Genomic DNA, 15,101 nt, shown 5'->3' with positions numbered 1-15,101 from the left:
TTCTTCGGCGGAAGCGCCGTGCCTACCTTCGAATTCAGCAGAAGGTGGAAAAGCCCATGGCCGACACGATTCGTACCGAGCGGCGCGACGGCATCGTGCTGCTGCGCCTCCGCTGCCAGACGTTCGACGCCTCCGCCGCCGCCTCGCTCATCGAGGCGCTGCGCCGGAGCGAGCGCCTGCCGCTGCTCGTGGACTTCAGCGCGGTCCGCGACTTCGACGACCACAGCGTGGCGCGGTTCTGCGCCGCCGCGCGGGCGCACGCCGGGCCCATCCGGTTCCACGGGCTGCGGGAGCACCAGGTCCGGATGCTCCGCTACCTGGGGCTGGATCCGGCGCGCGCCCGGGCCTGAGCGGCGGTGACGGGAGCCCCGGTCGCAGCGGGCCGGTCAGCGGCCGCGGGCGGCGACGGCGGCGACCGCCTCGGCCGAGAGTCGCCGAGGCGCCGCGGGCGCGGTGCGCCCCTCGCGCTCGAGCCGCTCGAACCAGCGCGCCGCGCGGTCCTTGAGCTGCGGCCAGCGCACCTCCGCGGTGGCGGCCGGGGCGGGCGCGCGGGCGCTCGAGAAGGTCCTCCGGCAGTGGGGGCACTGCCAGCACCGGACGCTCCGCCCGGGGGCCGTGAAGGCCGTCATCGCGACGCCGCACCACGTGCACTCGACGGCGGGATCCATGTCCACGAGCGATATCTCCGCCGTGGTGGGCGGTCAAGAAAGCTGCTATCCAGGCGATTGGCGACGCAATCGGGGGCGCAATCATGCCGGCAGTCGTGAGCATCGACGGCGAGCGGGTCCCGCCGGAGCGGGCGGTGGTCTCGGTCTTCGACCGGGGGTTCCTCTACGGCGACAGCGTGTACGAGGTGCTCCGCACCTACGGCGGGCGCGCCTTCGAGGGGGAGGAGCACCTGTCGCGCCTGGCCCGCTCGGCGGAGCGCATCGGCCTCGCGCTGCCCTGGCCGCGGGAGCGGCTGTCGGCCGAGGTGGCCCGGGTGGTCGCGGCGTCGCGCCCCGCCGGGCCCGACGAGGAGCCGCCGGCGCCGGACGCGGCGCCCTGGAACGTGGGCGAGCGCACGGTGCGGCTGGTGGTGACGCGCGGCTCGGGCGAGCTCGGCCTCGATCCGGCGCTCGCGGCCGACCCCAAGGTGATCCTGCTCGCGCTGCCGCTGCAGGCGCCGCCGCTCGCCGCCTACCGCCAGGGCGTCGGCGCGGTGATCGTGGGCGAGACCGCCGTGGGCCGCCCCCGGGAGCCGAGCGCCAAGACCGGCGCGCACCTCGCGCACGTCCTCGCGCTCCGGCAGGCGCGCGCGGCGGGGGCGCACGAGGCGCTCACCGTCGATCGCGACGGCTTCGTCACCGAGGGCGCCTCCTCGAACGTCTTCCTGGTGCAGGGCGGCGCGGTGACCACCCCGCCGCTCGACGCGGGGCTCCTGCCCGGGGTGACGCGCGCGGTGGTGCTCGCGCTCGCCCGCGAGGCGGGGCTGACGGTGCGCGAGGCGCGGCCGCGCCCGGAGGCGCTCGCGGGCGCCGACGAGCTGTTCCTCACCTCGACCGCCCGCGAGATCCTCCCGGTGACGCGGCTCGGGGACCGGCCGGTGGGGAGCGGCGCGCCCGGCGAGGTGACCCGCCTCCTGCACCGGCGCTTCCGCGCGCGGGCCGACGCCTTCGCGCGCGGCGGCTGAGCGCCGTCGAAGAGCTCGCCGCCCGTCACCGGTCGCGGCCCGGAAATTCCCGACGGGCTCGGAGCCGCGGGCTCGCCCCGGATCCCCACGCGCGCTAAGCTGCGCCGGCCGATGAACGCCCGCCCGCGTCCGCTCCTCGTCGCCGCCCTGACCGCGGCCCTGCTGTCCGCGCCGGCGCCGCGCGAGGCCCGGGCCGCCGAGGCGGAGCCCGCCGCCGCGCCCGCGCCGCCGGTCGGGGGGCAGGACGCGCCGCCCGCGCCGATCCCTCCGCCCTTGCCGCCGCCCGGCTCGATCCTCCCGCCGCTCGGCCCGGGAGACGACCCGCTCGATCTCCTCTGGGCGCACCGGCTCAACTTCGCCGCCGGGGGGGCGCCGCTCGTCACCATCCGGCTCCTCGAGGGGCAGGACCGGGTGGAGTTCCGCCCGCGCGACCACGCCAGCCTGGCGGTGCGGGGCGGCTCCCCGCTCCACCTCGCCGCCGGCCACCGCTTCGAGGTCCGCGTGGTGGAGGCGCTGCCGGCCGCGGTGGTGCACCACCCGCTGCTCGGCGAGGTGGCGCTCGGGGACCGCGCCGGGCTCGAGCGCGCCCGGGCGCTCTGGGCGTCGCGCGGCGTGAAGCTCCGCGAGCGGCTGGTGGGCAGCGTCTTCGGCATCGCCGGGCGCGTCATCGACAACCGGCGCACGCTCCTGCTGGCCGAGGGGGACGGGAGCGAGCGCTGGGCCCGCGAGTTCGCCGAGCGGGCCTTCGCCGAGCAGGGCGTGAGGCCGGCCATCCTGGACGACGTCGTCACCCGCCCGAGCGGCACGCTCGAGGTCCTCGACGAGGCCGGGCAGCGGCTCGCGCTCGCCGACCAGCTCGTCGAGCTCGAGGTGGAGGGCGACCGCGGGTTCGTGCTCTCGCGGGTGGAGCAGGAGCGGGGCAAGGGGCCGGGCCGCGAGGACCGGGCCTACCGGGGCCGGCTCTTCGTCACCGTGGACGCGTCGGGGCGGCTCGCGGCGGTCCACGGGGTGGCGCTCGAGGAGCTGCTGCGCGGCCTCGTGCCGTCGGAGATGCCGGCCGGGTCGCCGCTCGAGGCGCTCAAGGCCCAGGCGGTGACGGCGCGCTCGAACGTGCTCGCGCAGATCGGCACCCGGCACCTCACCGATCCCTGGGTGCTCTGCAGCGAGGTGCACTGCCAGGCCTACCGCGGCGAGGCCGCCCAGACCGCCCGCACCGACGAGGCGGTGCGGGCCACCCACGGGGAGGCGCTCTTCGGGCGCGCCGACAGGGCGCTCGTGGACGCGGTCTACTCCGCCGTCTGCGGCGGGCACGGCGAGGACAACGACGCCGTCTGGGGCAACCTGCCGAGCGCCAGCCTGCGCGGCCGGCCCGACCTCCCGGCGGCCGAGGCCGATCGCTGGCGCGGCGGGCTCCGCGACGAGGCGCGGCTGCGCGCCTTCCTCGACGGCGCCCCGCGGGGCTGGTGCGCCCGGGCGCGCGGGATCTCGCAGAAGCGCTACCGCTGGGAGCGCCGCTTCACCCGCGCCGAGCTCGACCGGCTCGCGGCGCCGCTCGGGGTGGGGCCGGTCCGCGCCCTCGAGGTGGGCGCGCGCGGCGTCTCCGGCCGGGCCCTCTCGCTCCGGATCGAGGGGGAGCGCGGGGCCGCGACGGTCCAGGGGGAGCTCAAGATCCGGCGCCTCCTGGGCAACCTCATGAGCGCCATGTTCACCGTCGGCTGGAGCGGCGGGGAGTGGGTCTTCCGCGGCGGCGGCTGGGGGCACGGCGCCGGGATGTGCCAGTGGGGCGCGGTGGGGCGGGCCGAGGCCGGCCAGGGATACCGCGAGATCCTGCGGGCGTACTACTCCGGCGCCGAGGTCGCGCGGATCTACTGACGGGCGTGGCGGTCGGGGGCCGGCCCCTCGCCGCCGAGCCGCAGGAGCTTCCTCGGGCGCCGCCGCCGCAGGGACAGCGCCACCGCCGCGCCGGTGAGCAGCGCGAGCGCGCCGACCAGCGCCTCGACGAGCGCGATGCGCTGGAGCAGCGTCGCCTCGGCGCCGCCCAGCAGCCGCGCCGCCCGCCGCGCCTCGGCGGCGCGCCAGAGCATGAACGCGCCCCCCGCGCAGAGCAGGGCCACCCGGAGCAGCACGCGCTGGAGCGTCATCCGCATGCGGCGCCTTATCGCACGCCGGCCCCGGGCTCGCCAGCGCCGCGGCCGTGGACGGCGGCGCGGCCGCGATGGCGATGGCGATGGCCGCCGGAGGGCCGCGCCCCGGACCCGCCGCGCCCGCCCTCGGGCGTGTCCGGAGCGCCTGCCCGCTCGGACACCCGCTGCGGGAGCACTTGAACGGGCCGGTGCCAGGGAGTTCGAGAGAACCCACTTTCGCCCTGTCGGAAAGCCGCTGGGCGCGCGTGGGAACGGAGATGGGCGCGATGGATACGGATTGCACCGTCCTGGTCATCGACGACGACGAGGGCACCCGCGGCGCGCTCTGCGAGTACCTCGGCCTGGCCGGGTACCGGGCCCGGGCGGTGGGCTCCGGCCAGGAGGGCGTGGACGCCCTCCTCGCGAGCCGGGACGTCGGCGCGGTGCTCCTCGATCTCGTGATGCCCGGGCTCGACGGCTTCGAGGTGCTCCGGCGCTACCGGGCGCAGGACGGCCGCGCGCCGGTGGTGGTGCTCTCGGCGCTCTCCGACGCCGAGGACGTGGTGAAGGCGATGAAGTGCGGGGCCACCGACTACCTCCCCAAGCCCTTCGACGTGAACGAGCTCGACCTCGTGCTGCGACGGGCGCTGGAGGGGCGCGCCGGCGCCGGCCACGCGCCGACCGCGGCGCCACCGCGCCAGCCGGTCGAGGTGGACGGCGGCGCGCCGGGCCAGGTCTCGGTCTCGGCGGCCATGGACCGGGTGTGGGGGCTCGTGCAGCGCGTGGCCGACACCGACGTCCCGGTGCTGCTCGTCGGCGAGAGCGGGGTCGGCAAGGACGTGGTGGCGCGCCGGATCCACGCCGCGAGCCACCGCGCCGGGCGCGCCTTCGTGAAGATCAACTGCGCCGCGCTGCCGGGCGAGCTGCTCGAGAGCGAGCTCTTCGGCCACGAGAAGGGCGCCTTCACCGGCGCCCACGCCGAGAAGCCCGGCAAGTTCGAGCTGGCGCACCAGGGCACCATCTTCCTCGACGAGATCGGCGAGATGGACCCGCGGCTCCAGGCCAAGCTCCTTCAGGTCTTGCAGGACGAGGAGTACTACCGGGTCGGCGGCAAGCGCTCCATCCGGGTGGACGCGCGCGTGGTGGTCGCCACCAACCGCGACCTCGAGACCGCCATCGAGAGCGGCGCGTTCCGCGAGGACCTGTTCTACCGGCTCAACGTGGTGACCATCCGCGTGCCGCCGCTGCGGGAGCGCAAGGAGGACATCGCCCCGCTGGTGCGCCACTTCGTCGAGAAGTACCGGCGGCGCTACCAGGGCGGGCTGCAGGAGGTGCCGCCGGAGGTGATGGAGCGGTTCCTGGCCCACGACTGGCCCGGCAACGTCCGCGAGCTCGAGAACCTGGTCCGGCGGCTCGTCGTGCTGAAGGACCCGGCCATGGTGCTGGGCGAGCTCGGCCCGGCGCCGGCGGCCGAGCGGACCGCGCCGGGCGCCGCCCGCGAGCCGGGCCGGGCGCCGCCGGAGGAGGTGCCGCTCAAGGAGGTGGGCCGCCGCGCCGCGCGGCTGGCGGAGCGCGAGGCGATCCTGCGCGCCCTCATGCGCACCGGCTGGAACAAGCGGCGGGCGGCGCAGCGGCTGCAGATCAGCTACAAGGCGCTGCTCTACAAGATCAAGGACTGCGAGATCGTCGACCCGCGGGCCGCCGCCTCGCTCGCCGAGGATCGCGTCGACCAGCTGAGCTGAGAGGTGGCGCGCGCCGGACCGCGCGCGCGGCCTCCGCCGTCACGCCCGCCCCGGCCCCGTCACCTCGCGAGCGCGGCGCCGCGCCCCCTCACTGCGCCGCGCGGCTCCCCGCCGTCTCCAGCTCGCTCGCCGCGACCGCGCCCGGCGCCGGGGCGCGCCGCCGGCCGGCGGCACCGCGCCCGCTCACGACGAGCAAGGTGACGCCCAGTCCCAGCAGCACCATCGGCTCCACCCACGGAGCCGGGAAGAGGTGACAGATCGCGCTCCCCAGCGCGAAGAGGCCGCCCGTCCACGCCGTCGCTCTCATCATCGAGGTGATCCCCGCCCGCCGTCCCTGGGTGAACCGTCCGCTTCGCCGCCTCAAAAGCTGAGCTCCGGTCGATCCGCGCGCAACGGCCGCGCCGCTGGGCCGAGTGGGGAAAAAGAGTGACCTGCGATGGAAGCGCGCTTCCGCAGGAAACGCGCGGACGCCCCGGCTGCGGGGACTCGGGCGGGCGCTCACAGAGGCCGGGATCCTTGAAGCGCGCACTCCCCGACCGCGCGCCGGCGGCGTGGCATGCCGCGTGCTCCTGTCCGGCGCAGCCCGGGGCGACTCACGCCCCGGTCGCGGCTCGACGGAGGTTCACGGATGCGCGGAAAGGGGCTGTTCCTCTTGGCTCTCCTCGGGGGCGCGGGGTGCGCGACCAGCCGGAGCTCCGAAGTGCCCGCGCCTCGCCAGGAGGCGGAGTACCGGATCGGGCGTGAGGACGTGCTCGAGATCGTCGTCTACCACGAGCCGGAGCTCACCCGGGTCATGCCGGTCCGGCCGGACGGCAAGATCGCCATGCCGCTCGCGGGCGAGCTGGAGGCGGCCGGCAAGACCGCGCCGGAGCTGAAGGCGGAGCTCACCCGCGCCCTCGCGCCCTACGTGCGGGACGCGGCGGTCTCGGTCCTCGTCCGCGAGGTGAACGGGCCCAAGGTCTTCGTGATGGGCGAGGTCAACAAGCCGGGCGGGTTCCCGCTGCGCGGCTCGATGTCGGTGGTGCAGGCCATCGCGCTCGCCGGGGGCACGGGCGAGTTCGCCGGCAACGAGGTGGTGCTGCTCCGGCAGTCCGGCGCCGAGGGCGTGGAGCGGGTGAAGCTGTCGTACCGGGAGCTGGTGCGGGGGGAGGGGAAGCCGCTGTGGCTCTCGCCGGGGGACGTGGTCTACGTCCCGTAGTCCGGGCGAGCGAGGCGCGGCCGGATGCAGGGGATCCCCGAGAGCGTGAGGCGGGCGGCGGGCCTGGGTCGGGCCGGGGCGGCGATGGTCCTCGCCGCGTGGCTCGGCGTGCCGGCCGGTCCGGCGCGGGCGGCCACCGTGGTGGAGCCCGCCGCTCGCCTCGTGCTCGAGGGCGGCTACGACTCGAACGTCTACCTCGACGGGCGCGGCGGGGACCGGATGGGCCGGGTCTCGCCCGACGTCGGCGTGCTGGTGAAGGACCACCTCTACCGGCTCGGCCTCGGCTACGGGGCCGACCTGCTGCTCTACCCGACGCTCGTGAGCCACGCCGTCACCAACCACCGCGGGGAGCTGCGCCTCGACTGGCGCCCGGCCCGCCGATGGACGGCGGAGCTCGACGCCAAGGGGACCTACACCCTCGATCCGGTGGGGCTCGCGCAGGTCGGCGTGCTCGCCAAGGGCGGCCAGGCGCTGCTGCTCCGCGGCGGCGCGCGGGTCGCCTGGCGGGCCGAGAAGCCGCTCCGGCTCGCGCTCACGTTCCAGGAGCGCGCCGTCCGCTTCGACGACGGGACCGGCGCGGCCGCCCACGTGCCCGGCGTCGAGGCGGCCTGGATCCTCTCCGAGCGGGACGAGCTCGCGGCGGCCTACCGGCTCGACCTGTTCCGCCCCATCGGCGCGACCGCGTTCCAGGGGGCCGAGGCGCACGAGGCCAAGGCCATCTACCGGCGCAAGCTCGACCGCCGCTACGCGCTCGAGCTCGAGGGCGGGCCGGCGCTCTGGACGCGCGGCGGCCAGGTCTCGGTCGTGCCCGAGGGCGCGGCGACGCTGCTCTACAACCACCGCTGGGTGGACCTGCGCTTCACCGCCCAGCACGGGCTCGCCCTCGGGGCGCTCGCCCACCCCGGCCTCTACGACGCGGTGGAGGCGGGGGTGGCCTGGCGCGCCGGCCGCACCTGGCGGCTGGCGGCCGACTCGGGCGTCTGGCGCGGCGGGGACGTGCCCACCGGCGACAACGCCGTGACCGGGTACCTGCTGGGCGGCGAGCTCACCTACCTGTTCGGCAACGGCCTCTCGATGGGCGTCGCGGCGAGCCGGTTCGCGCGCTTCGACGATCCCTCGCCGGCCCACGCCCGCAACCTCGTGGGACTTCGCGTCGGGTGGGAACTGAAGCCGAGATGACGGGAGAGGAACGCATGGAACGCACCTACACGCTGCAAGAGCTCCTCGCCGCGCTGAAGCGGCGGCGCTGGCTGGCGCTGGCCGTCTTCGCCGGGGCCTTCGCGGCCGCGGCCGCGATCATCCTGCTCCTGCCGAGCGAGTACCGGGCCGAGTCGGTGGTCCAGGTCGAGCCGCACCGGCTCGCGCCGGAGTACTTCCCGGCGAACCCCGCGACCGGCTTCGACGACCGGATGCGCACCCTCAAGCACGGCATCCTGGCCCGGCCGGTGCTGGAGCGGGTCCTCCGCGGAACCGACCTCTACCCGAAGCTCGCGGGCGACATGGACGAGGCGGTCGCCCAGCTCCGCAAGCACGTCGAGGTCCGGCTCGAGGGCGAGGTCGCCGCCGGCCCGCCGGCCCTGCTCTTCGTGGTCGAGGTGCGGGGCCGCGACCGGGAGAAGGTGGCCAAGGCCGCCGGGCTCCTGCCGCGCTACTACGCCGAGATGACGTTCCAGGTGCTCGCCGATCAGTCGAAGGCGCTGCACCGGACGCTCTCCCAGCAGGCCGCCGACATGGGCCGGCAGCTCACGGCCGAGGAGGCGAAGCTCCTCGCCTTCAAGGCCGCCCACGCCGCCGAGCTGCCCGAGTCGGCCGAGGCGAACATGCGCGCCGCCGCCCGGACCGAGTCGGAGATCGAGCAGCGGCTCGCCAACCTCGCCGACGCCCAGCGGCGGAGGCTCGCCGTGCTGGCGTCGATCCCGGAGGCGGAGAGCGACACCGGCCGCGCCCAGATCGGCGCCGAGGACGTGCTGCGCCGGCTCCAGACCGCCCGCGCCAGCTACGGCGACGAGAACCCCGAGGTGAAGCGGCTCGCCCGCCAGTACCAGGAGGCGAGGCAGCGCGGTCAGGACGAGGTGACGCGCTACCAGAAGGAGCGGATCCAGGCGCAGCTCGGCCGCATCGACGGCGAGGTGGCCGAGCACCGCGCCGCCCTGGAGCGGCTGCGCGCCGACCAGGCCCGGTTCCAGCAGCGGCTCGACGTCGCCCCGCGCTGGGGCGCCGAGCTCGCGAACCTCTCGCGCGACTACGAGGTCCTGCGGGCCAAGTACGCCACCACCGTCGCCAAGGCGGCCGACGCGGCCGCCGCGCAGGACCTGCTCCAGGCCGACGGGCTCGCGAGCCTGTTCCGGTTCGTCCAGCCGGCCGTCGCGCCGGAGCGCCCCGCCGGCCCGGCGCGCCTCTCGCTCCTCCTCGTGGCGCTCCTGGGCTCGGCCGCGCTCGGGCTCGTGACCGCCGGCGCGGCGGAGCTCCTCGACAGCTCGCTGCGCGGCCCCGAGGACGCGGCCGACTTCGGCGTCCCCGTCCTCGCCGCCATCCCGCGCATCGGCCCGCGCAAGACCGCCTGACCTCACCCGGAGCACGCAGCCAGAAAGGAATCGACCATGTCCATTCCCGCCGAGACCCTGGGCATCCGCCCCGCCGTCCGCCCCGACGCCGTGGGCGGCGTGACCACCCTGGCGCCGTCCGACTCCGCGGCCGCCGAGCAGTACCGGGCGCTGCAGCACCGCCTGGAGCGGCTCGCGGCCCGCCGCCCGATGCGGGTGGTGGCGATCACCTCCTCCGCTCGCGGGGAGGGGCGCACCACCACCGCGCTCAACCTGGCCCTCACCGCGGCCGAGGACGGGCGCGAGGTGGCGCTCGTCGAGTGCGACCTGCGCAAGCCGTGCCTGGCGCAGCGGCTCGACCTCGCCCCGCGCGCCGGGCTCGCCGAGGTGGCGCTCGGCACGGCCGAGCTCTCGCAGGCGCTCTGCCGCGTCGGCGGCCTTTCGGTGCTCTGCGCCGGGGAGGTGAAGGACCCGGGGGCCGTGCTGCGCAGCCCGCGGCTGCGGGCGGTGATCGACGCGCTCCGGCAGAGCTGCGGGCTCGTGATCCTCGACGCGCCCCCCGCGCTCGCCTTCGCCGACGCCGAGCGGCTCGCCTCGGCCGCCGACGGCGCGGTGCTGGTGGTGCGCGCGCAGGAGACGCCGCGCGAGGTGGTCCGGCTCGCCCTCGACACGCTCGGCGACCGGGCGGTCGGCATCGTGCTCAACCGCGTCAACGCGGGGGCGCTCCCGCACGGCAAGTACCTCTACGCCGACCCGACGGCGGCGTGAGGCCGGCGGTACCGGACTCGGCGCAGGAGGATCCAAGAGGCGGCGGAGGGCGCCGCGCCAGTGCGAGGAAGACGAGCGGAGCGGCCAACGGGAGGGGTCCCGCCGCAGGCGGGGAGGGGAGGGGGCGCAGCCCCCTTGGGATCGAGCGAGGTCAGCAGCGGCTCATCATGGTGCGCGTCTTCAACCACTGGCTTTCTCCGCGCAAGGCGGCCTTCTTCGTCGCCGAGGAGACGGTCCTCGTGCTGGCGCTGCTCGCCGGGGCCGCGCTCGGCCCGGTGGCGGCGCCGCACCCGGTGGACGCGCGCCCGGACGTGGCGCCGGCGGTCCTGCGGGCCACGCTCGCGGCGATGGCCTTCGCCGGCTCGCTCTACTTCGGCGACCTCTACGACCTGCACGTGGCCGCGCGCGACCGCGCCGAGGGACGCCGGCTCCTGCGGGCGCTGGGCGCCGCGGTGGCGGCGCTCGCGGCCGCCTACATCGTGCTGCCCCACCTGGTCCCGATGGGCTGGCTGCCGCGCGGCTCGCTCACGCTCGCGGCGGCCGGCGGGGCGCTCGCGGTGATCGCGGTCCGCGCCGCCATGCCGGCGGTGCTCGGCGCGCCCATCCGGATCCTCCTCCTCGGCGCGGGGGACCGCGCCCGCCGGCTGGCGCGCGCCATCGAGGAGGAGGGCGATCAGCTCTTCGAGGTGGTCGGCTTCCTCGCCACCGGCGCAGGCGAGGGGGGCGCCTCGCCGCTCCTCTTCATCGGCCCGCTCGGCCCGGTGGTGGCGCGGACGCGGGCCCAGATCGTCGTCGTGGCGGTGGAGGATCGGCGCGCCGGGCTGCCGGTGGACGAGCTCCTCGCCTGCCGCACCCGGGGCGTGCAGGTCACCAACGACGTGAGCTTCGCCGAGGCCACCCTGAAGCGGCTCCCGCTCGAGCTGGTGCGCCCGTCGGCGCTGATCTTCGACGAGGGCTTCCGGGTCAGCCGCACCCGGCGGGCGGTGAAGCGGGCGCTCGACCTCGCCGCGGCGACGGCGCTGCTCGTGCTGGCCGGGCCGGCCATGGCGGCCACCGCCCTCGCCATCTGGGTCTGCGACGGGCGGCCCATCTTCTACTCCCAGGAGCGCACCGGCGCGCTCGGCCGCGGCTACCGGATCTGGAAGTTCCGCACCATGCGGCGCGACGCCGAGAAGATGGGGGCGGCCTGGGCGGCCGACCGGGACCCGCGCGTCCTCCCCATCGGGCGCTTCCTGCGCCGCAGCCGGCTCGACGAGCTGCCCCAGCTCTGGAACGTGCTCCGGGGCGAGATGAGCCTCGTCGGCCCCCGGCCGGAGCGGCCGATCTTCCTCGCCGAGCTGAAGCGGCACTACCCGCTGTTCGCCATGCGCGAGCTGGTGAAGCCCGGGCTCACCGGCTGGGCGCAGCTCCGGTACGGCTACGGCGCGAGCGTCGCCGAGATGGGGCGCAAGCTCGAGTACGACCTCTACTACATCAAGAACTGCTCGCTGTTCCTCGACCTCGTCTGCCTGTTCCACACCGCCAAGACCGTCCTCTCCGGCCGGGGGGCGCGGTGATCGGCACGGCCCCAGCCACCGCGCCGGCCGCCGGCGCCGCCCTCTACGCCACCGAGCTCCTGCGCGGGCGGGCCGCCTTCGACGCGCTCGCGCCGGAGTGGAACGCGCTCCTCGCGCGCGGCCCCTGCGATCTCCCCTTCGCCCGCCACGAGTGGCTCTCGGCGTGGCTCGACGCCTTCGCCCCGGAGGCGCAGCCGCTCGTGGTGACGGCGCGGGACGCGGCGGGGCGGCTCGCCGGCGCGGCGCCGTTCCTGCGGGAGCGGCGGCTCGGGGTGCGGCGGCTCGTGGCCCCGGCGAACGATCACTCCTGCCGCTTCGAGTGGGCCCTCGGCCCCGACGCGGTCGGCGCGGCCGCGGCCCTCTGGGCGCACCTGCGCGATCGGGTCGGCTGGGACCTGCTCCTGCTGCGCGACCTCCCGCGCGACGGCCCCACCGGGACCCTCGTACCGGCGCTGGCCGCCGCCGACGGCCACCTCACCGGCCGCTGGGAGTCGATGCGCTCGCCCTGGATCGCGCTCGGCGGCGCGGCGGTGGAGGAGCGGCTCTCGGCCAAGTTCCGGGCCAACCTGCGCCGGCGGCTCAAGAAGCTCTCCGAGCTGGGGGCGGTCTCGGTGCGGCGGGCAGGGGCCGGCGAGGAGGCCCGGGTGATGCTCGGCGAGTTCCTCGCCCTCGAGGCCGCCGGCTGGAAGGGCGAGCGCGGCACCGCCATCGCCCGCGATCCCCGCACGCGCCGCTTCTACGAGCGGCTCGCCGAGGTGGCCGCCGCGCGCGGCTGGCTGGCGCTCCGCGCGCTCGACCTCGACGGCCGGCCGGTGGCGATGCACTTCGGCCTCGTCTACGGCGGCGCCTACTACCTGCCGAAGCCGACCTACGACGAGGGGCTCGGGCCGTGCTCGCCCGGCCAGCTCCTCTTCCGGGAGGTGGTGGCCGAGTGCGCGGCGCGGGGCCTCGCGGCGCTCGACTTCCTCGGCCCCGACATGCCCTGGAAGCGCGACTGGGAGCCCGCGCACCGGCCGCACGACTGGGTCTACGTCTACCGGCCGGGCCTGGCCGGCCGCACCATCTACACGATGAAGCACTGCGTGAAGCCGCTCGCGAAGGAGGTGCTGCGGTGGTGGCGATGACGGTGGCGGAGCCCCTCGCCGGCCCGGCCGCGGCTCCCCCGCGCTCGGCCGCCTGGCGGGCCGGGCGGCGCTGGCTCCCCTGCCTGCCGACCCTCTGGCCCGAGATGCTGGTGCCCCGGCGCCGCCCCGAGGCGCCGCCGTTCCCGTTCTCCGCGGGCCGGGCGCGCCCGTACTACTTCGCGCGAAACGCCGTCTTCCACGGCGCGCGGCTGCTCGGCCTCGCCGGCGCCGAGGTGCTCGTGCCGGCCTACCACCACGGCGTCGAGGTGGAGGCGCTGGAGGCGGCGGGGTGCCAGCCCGCCTTCGTGCGGGTGAACGCGCGCATGGAGCTCGACCTCGAGGACCTCGAGGCCCGCGTCGGGCCGCGCACGCGCGCCCTCTACGTCATCCACTACGCCGGCTTCCCCCAGCCCATGCGCGAGATCCGGGAGATCGCCCGGCGCGCCGGGCTGCCGGTGGTCGAGGACTGCGCGCTCGCCCTCTACTCCTGCGACGGCCCGGTACCCCTCGGCCTGCTGGGCGACCTCGGCGTCTTCTGCCTCTACAAGACCATCCCGGTCCCGAACGGCGGGCTGCTGGTCGTGAACGGCGAGCTCGCGGGCGAGCCGCCCCCCGTCCTCCCCGCGCCGCTCGCGAGCACCGCCTCGCACGCGGGCGGCGCGATGCTGGCGAACGCCGCCTTCCGGCTCGGCGACGCCGGGCAGGCGCTCCGGCAGGGCGGCCGCCGCCTGGCCCGCGCCGTGCGCGGCGCCGCCCGGGTCGAGCACGTCTCGACCGGCACCATGCACTTCGATCCGGGCGCCGTGGACCTCGGGATGAGCCGCCTCTCCGCCGCCATCGCCGCCAACCTCGACCACCGGGAGATCGTGGCGGCGCGGCGGCGCAACTACCGCCTCGCGCAGGCCCGGCTCGAGACGCTCTCGCCGCCCGTGCACCCCGAGCTCCCTCCCGGCGTCTGCCCGCTCTTCTACCCCTTCCTCTGCGACGACAAGGACCGGCTGAAGCGGCGGCTCGCGGCGCGCGGCGTGGAGACGGTGGACTTCTGGCGGACCGGCCACCCGGCCTGCCCGGCCGAGCGCTTCCCCGAGGTGGCGATGCTCCGGCGCCGGGTGCTGGAGCTGCCCATCCACCAGGACCTCTCCCCGGAGGACGTGGCCTACCTGTGCGACGCCGTCGAGGAGAGCCTCGCGTGAGCCTCTACCTGCGCGTGTCGGAGAGCGCGGAGGCGGGGCGGCTCGCCTCGCTCCGGGCCGAGTGGACCGAGCTCTTCGACGCCGCCGGGCAGCCCACGCCGTTCCTCTCCTGGGAGTGGCTCTTCACCTTCTGGCGCGCCTTCGGGCAGCGGCGGGACGTGCGCATCCTCGAGGCCCGCGGCCGGACCGGGCGGCTCGAGGGGCTCCTCGTGCTGCAGGGGCGGCGGCCGGCGCTGGGGCCGCGCCGCTGGTCGCTCCTGGGCAACGGCCTCGCCGGCGCCGACGCGCTCGACGTCCTGGCGCGGCCGGGGGCGGAGCCGCAGGTCCGCTCGGCCATCGCCTCGCACCTCCTGCGCACCCTGCCGGAGTGGGACGCGCTCGACCTCGAGGATCTCCCGGCCGGCAGCCCGACGGTCGAGGCGCTGACGCGGGCGCTCGCGCCGCACGGGGTCGAGGTGGAGGTGGCGCCGCGCTTCACCTGCCCGGGGTTCGCGCTCCGCGGCGGCTTCGCCGAGCACCTCCGCCGCATCGCCCGGCGCGAGACCTACGGCCGGCGCTGCCGCTGGCTGGCGCGCCAGCCGGGCTTCCGGATCGAGGTGGCCACCTCGGTGGGCGAGATGGCCGAGGCGATGGAGGACTTCCTGCGCCTGCACCGGCTCCGCTGGGCGCCCGAGGGCGGGTCCTACGGGATCCCGCCGGGGAGGGTGGAGGAGTTCCACCGGGCCGTGGCGCCGCTCCTCGCCGCGCGCGGGTTCATGCGGCTCTACCGGCTCTTCGTCCAGGGCCGCTCGGTGGCCGCGGTCTACGGCCTCGAGCTGGGCGGCCGCTTCTACTACTACCAGTCCGGGATGGATCCGGCCTGGTCGCCGCGCAGCCCGGGCATGGTGCTGACCGGCCGGACCGTCGAGGACGCCTACGCCCGCGGCCTCGGCTACTACGACTTCCTGCGCGGCACCGAGGCCTACAAGCGGGACTGGGCGGACGGCGGGCAGGAGACGGTGGCGCTCCGGCTCCGCTCGCCGGGGCTCCGCGCCGAGGCGCTGCAGGCGGCCGAGGGGGCCTTCCGGGCGGCGCGCGACGTGGCGCGGCGGGTGGCGCCGGAGCGGATCTGGCTCGCGCTGCGGCGGGCGCGGCGGAACCTCGGCCTGGGCGCGATGGGCGCCTTCGAGGGGCGCTAGGAGG

15 protein-coding genes are annotated in these 15,101 nt (G+C 76.7%); 12 read left to right on the top strand and 3 right to left on the bottom strand.

Annotated features, from left to right (window positions below):
* Nucleotides 1-44 precede the first annotated feature (44 nt).
* Nucleotides 45-350, top strand: a complete 306-nt coding sequence (locus AMPC_RS06755) for an STAS domain-containing protein (protein ID WP_248345385.1) — start codon at nt 45-47, stop codon at nt 348-350.
* Between the two features lie 36 nt (nt 351-386).
* Here AMPC_RS06755 and AMPC_RS06750 read toward each other — a convergent pair whose 3' ends face one another.
* Nucleotides 387-674 (bottom strand): hypothetical protein, encoded by a 288-nt coding sequence (locus AMPC_RS06750; protein ID WP_404800634.1) that lies wholly within the window; start codon nt 672-674, stop codon nt 387-389.
* An 89-nt stretch (nt 675-763) separates the two neighbouring features.
* Here AMPC_RS06750 and AMPC_RS06745 point away from each other — a divergent pair, with 89 nt between their 5' ends.
* Nucleotides 764-1,672 carry an aminotransferase class IV gene (locus AMPC_RS06745; protein ID WP_248345384.1) on the top strand — a complete coding sequence of 303 codons (909 nt, stop codon included), beginning with the start codon at nt 764-766 and terminating at the stop codon, nt 1,670-1,672.
* 111 nt (nt 1,673-1,783) lie between these two features.
* Nucleotides 1,784-3,544 carry a SpoIID/LytB domain-containing protein gene (locus AMPC_RS06740; RefSeq protein WP_248345383.1) on the top strand — a complete coding sequence of 587 codons (1,761 nt, stop codon included), beginning with the start codon at nt 1,784-1,786 and terminating at the stop codon, nt 3,542-3,544.
* Here AMPC_RS06740 and AMPC_RS06735 read toward each other — a convergent pair.
* Nucleotides 3,538-3,819: a hypothetical protein gene (locus AMPC_RS06735; protein ID WP_248345382.1), complete on the bottom strand. Its 282-nt coding sequence runs from the start codon at nt 3,817-3,819 to the stop codon at nt 3,538-3,540. The genes AMPC_RS06740 and AMPC_RS06735 overlap by 7 nt on opposite strands.
* A gap of 263 nt (nt 3,820-4,082) precedes the next feature.
* On the opposite strand from AMPC_RS06735, the gene AMPC_RS06730 reads away from it, so the two are divergent.
* A complete protein-coding gene (locus AMPC_RS06730; RefSeq protein WP_248345381.1) occupies nt 4,083-5,537 on the top strand; it encodes a sigma-54-dependent transcriptional regulator in 1,455 nt (484 codons plus the stop codon).
* A gap of 88 nt (nt 5,538-5,625) precedes the next feature.
* On the opposite strand, the gene AMPC_RS06725 is transcribed toward AMPC_RS06730, so the two are convergent.
* A complete protein-coding gene (locus AMPC_RS06725) occupies nt 5,626-5,847 on the bottom strand; it encodes a hypothetical protein (RefSeq protein ID WP_248345380.1) in 222 nt (73 codons plus the stop codon).
* Nucleotides 5,848-6,237: 390 nt separating this feature from the next.
* Here AMPC_RS06725 and AMPC_RS06720 point away from each other — a divergent pair, with 390 nt between their 5' ends.
* The 8 genes from AMPC_RS06720 to AMPC_RS20480 all read left to right on the top strand — a co-directional run bounded on the left by AMPC_RS06720 (nt 6,238) and on the right by AMPC_RS20480 (nt 15,097).
* Nucleotides 6,238-6,735, top strand: coding sequence for a polysaccharide biosynthesis/export family protein (locus tag AMPC_RS06720; protein ID WP_248345379.1), 498 nt, complete (start codon nt 6,238-6,240; stop codon nt 6,733-6,735).
* 24 nt (nt 6,736-6,759) lie between these two features.
* Complete coding sequence (locus AMPC_RS06715; protein ID WP_248345378.1) at nt 6,760-7,914, top strand: hypothetical protein; 1,155 nt, start codon at nt 6,760-6,762, stop codon at nt 7,912-7,914.
* A gap of 14 nt (nt 7,915-7,928) precedes the next feature.
* Nucleotides 7,929-9,299 (top strand): Wzz/FepE/Etk N-terminal domain-containing protein, encoded by a 1,371-nt coding sequence (locus tag AMPC_RS06710; RefSeq protein ID WP_248345377.1) that lies wholly within the window; start codon nt 7,929-7,931, stop codon nt 9,297-9,299.
* A 36-nt stretch (nt 9,300-9,335) separates the two neighbouring features.
* Nucleotides 9,336-10,046, top strand: coding sequence for a CpsD/CapB family tyrosine-protein kinase (locus AMPC_RS06705; protein WP_248345376.1), 711 nt, complete (start codon nt 9,336-9,338; stop codon nt 10,044-10,046).
* A gap of 167 nt (nt 10,047-10,213) precedes the next feature.
* The gene (locus tag AMPC_RS06700; protein WP_248345375.1) at nt 10,214-11,602 is read left to right on the top strand and encodes an exopolysaccharide biosynthesis polyprenyl glycosylphosphotransferase; all 1,389 of its coding nucleotides are present in this window, start codon (nt 10,214-10,216) and stop codon (nt 11,600-11,602) included.
* Entirely contained in the window at nt 11,599-12,726 is a 1,128-nt protein-coding gene (locus AMPC_RS06695) for a GNAT family N-acetyltransferase (RefSeq protein WP_248345374.1), read from the top strand. Before AMPC_RS06700 ends, AMPC_RS06695 begins: the two co-directional genes overlap by 4 nt.
* The gene (locus AMPC_RS06690) at nt 12,717-13,919 is read left to right on the top strand and encodes a DegT/DnrJ/EryC1/StrS family aminotransferase (protein ID WP_404800643.1); all 1,203 of its coding nucleotides are present in this window, start codon (nt 12,717-12,719) and stop codon (nt 13,917-13,919) included. The genes AMPC_RS06695 and AMPC_RS06690 overlap by 10 nt, the downstream gene beginning before the upstream one ends.
* Nucleotides 13,916-15,097 carry a GNAT family N-acetyltransferase gene (locus AMPC_RS20480; RefSeq protein ID WP_263009637.1) on the top strand — a complete coding sequence of 394 codons (1,182 nt, stop codon included), beginning with the start codon at nt 13,916-13,918 and terminating at the stop codon, nt 15,095-15,097. Before AMPC_RS06690 ends, AMPC_RS20480 begins: the two co-directional genes overlap by 4 nt.
* Nucleotides 15,098-15,101 lie beyond the last annotated feature (4 nt).

The organism is Anaeromyxobacter paludicola, assembly GCF_023169965.1.
Classification (GTDB): domain Bacteria; phylum Myxococcota; class Myxococcia; order Myxococcales; family Anaeromyxobacteraceae; genus Anaeromyxobacter_B; species Anaeromyxobacter_B paludicola.
Note: the sequence above shows the minus strand (reverse complement) of the source record. Positions and strands in the feature narration are given on the sequence as shown.

Excerpts from the sequence above, each read along its gene's own strand:
- AMPC_RS06715 (WP_248345378.1), top strand. The coding sequence starts at position 6,760 with ATGCAGGGGATCCCCGAGAGCGTGAGGCGGGCGGCGGGCCTGGGTCGG.
- AMPC_RS06710 (WP_248345377.1), top strand. The coding sequence starts at position 7,929 with ATGGAACGCACCTACACGCTGCAAGAGCTCCTCGCCGCGCTGAAGCGG.
- AMPC_RS06725 (WP_248345380.1), bottom strand. The coding sequence starts at position 5,847 with ATGATGAGAGCGACGGCGTGGACGGGCGGCCTCTTCGCGCTGGGGAGC.
- AMPC_RS06700 (WP_248345375.1), top strand. The coding sequence starts at position 10,214 with ATGGTGCGCGTCTTCAACCACTGGCTTTCTCCGCGCAAGGCGGCCTTC.
- AMPC_RS06705 (WP_248345376.1), top strand. The coding sequence starts at position 9,336 with ATGTCCATTCCCGCCGAGACCCTGGGCATCCGCCCCGCCGTCCGCCCC.
- AMPC_RS06740 (WP_248345383.1), top strand. The coding sequence starts at position 1,784 with ATGAACGCCCGCCCGCGTCCGCTCCTCGTCGCCGCCCTGACCGCGGCC.
- AMPC_RS06735 (WP_248345382.1), bottom strand. The coding sequence starts at position 3,819 with ATGCGGATGACGCTCCAGCGCGTGCTGCTCCGGGTGGCCCTGCTCTGC.
- AMPC_RS06730 (WP_248345381.1), top strand. The coding sequence starts at position 4,083 with ATGGATACGGATTGCACCGTCCTGGTCATCGACGACGACGAGGGCACC.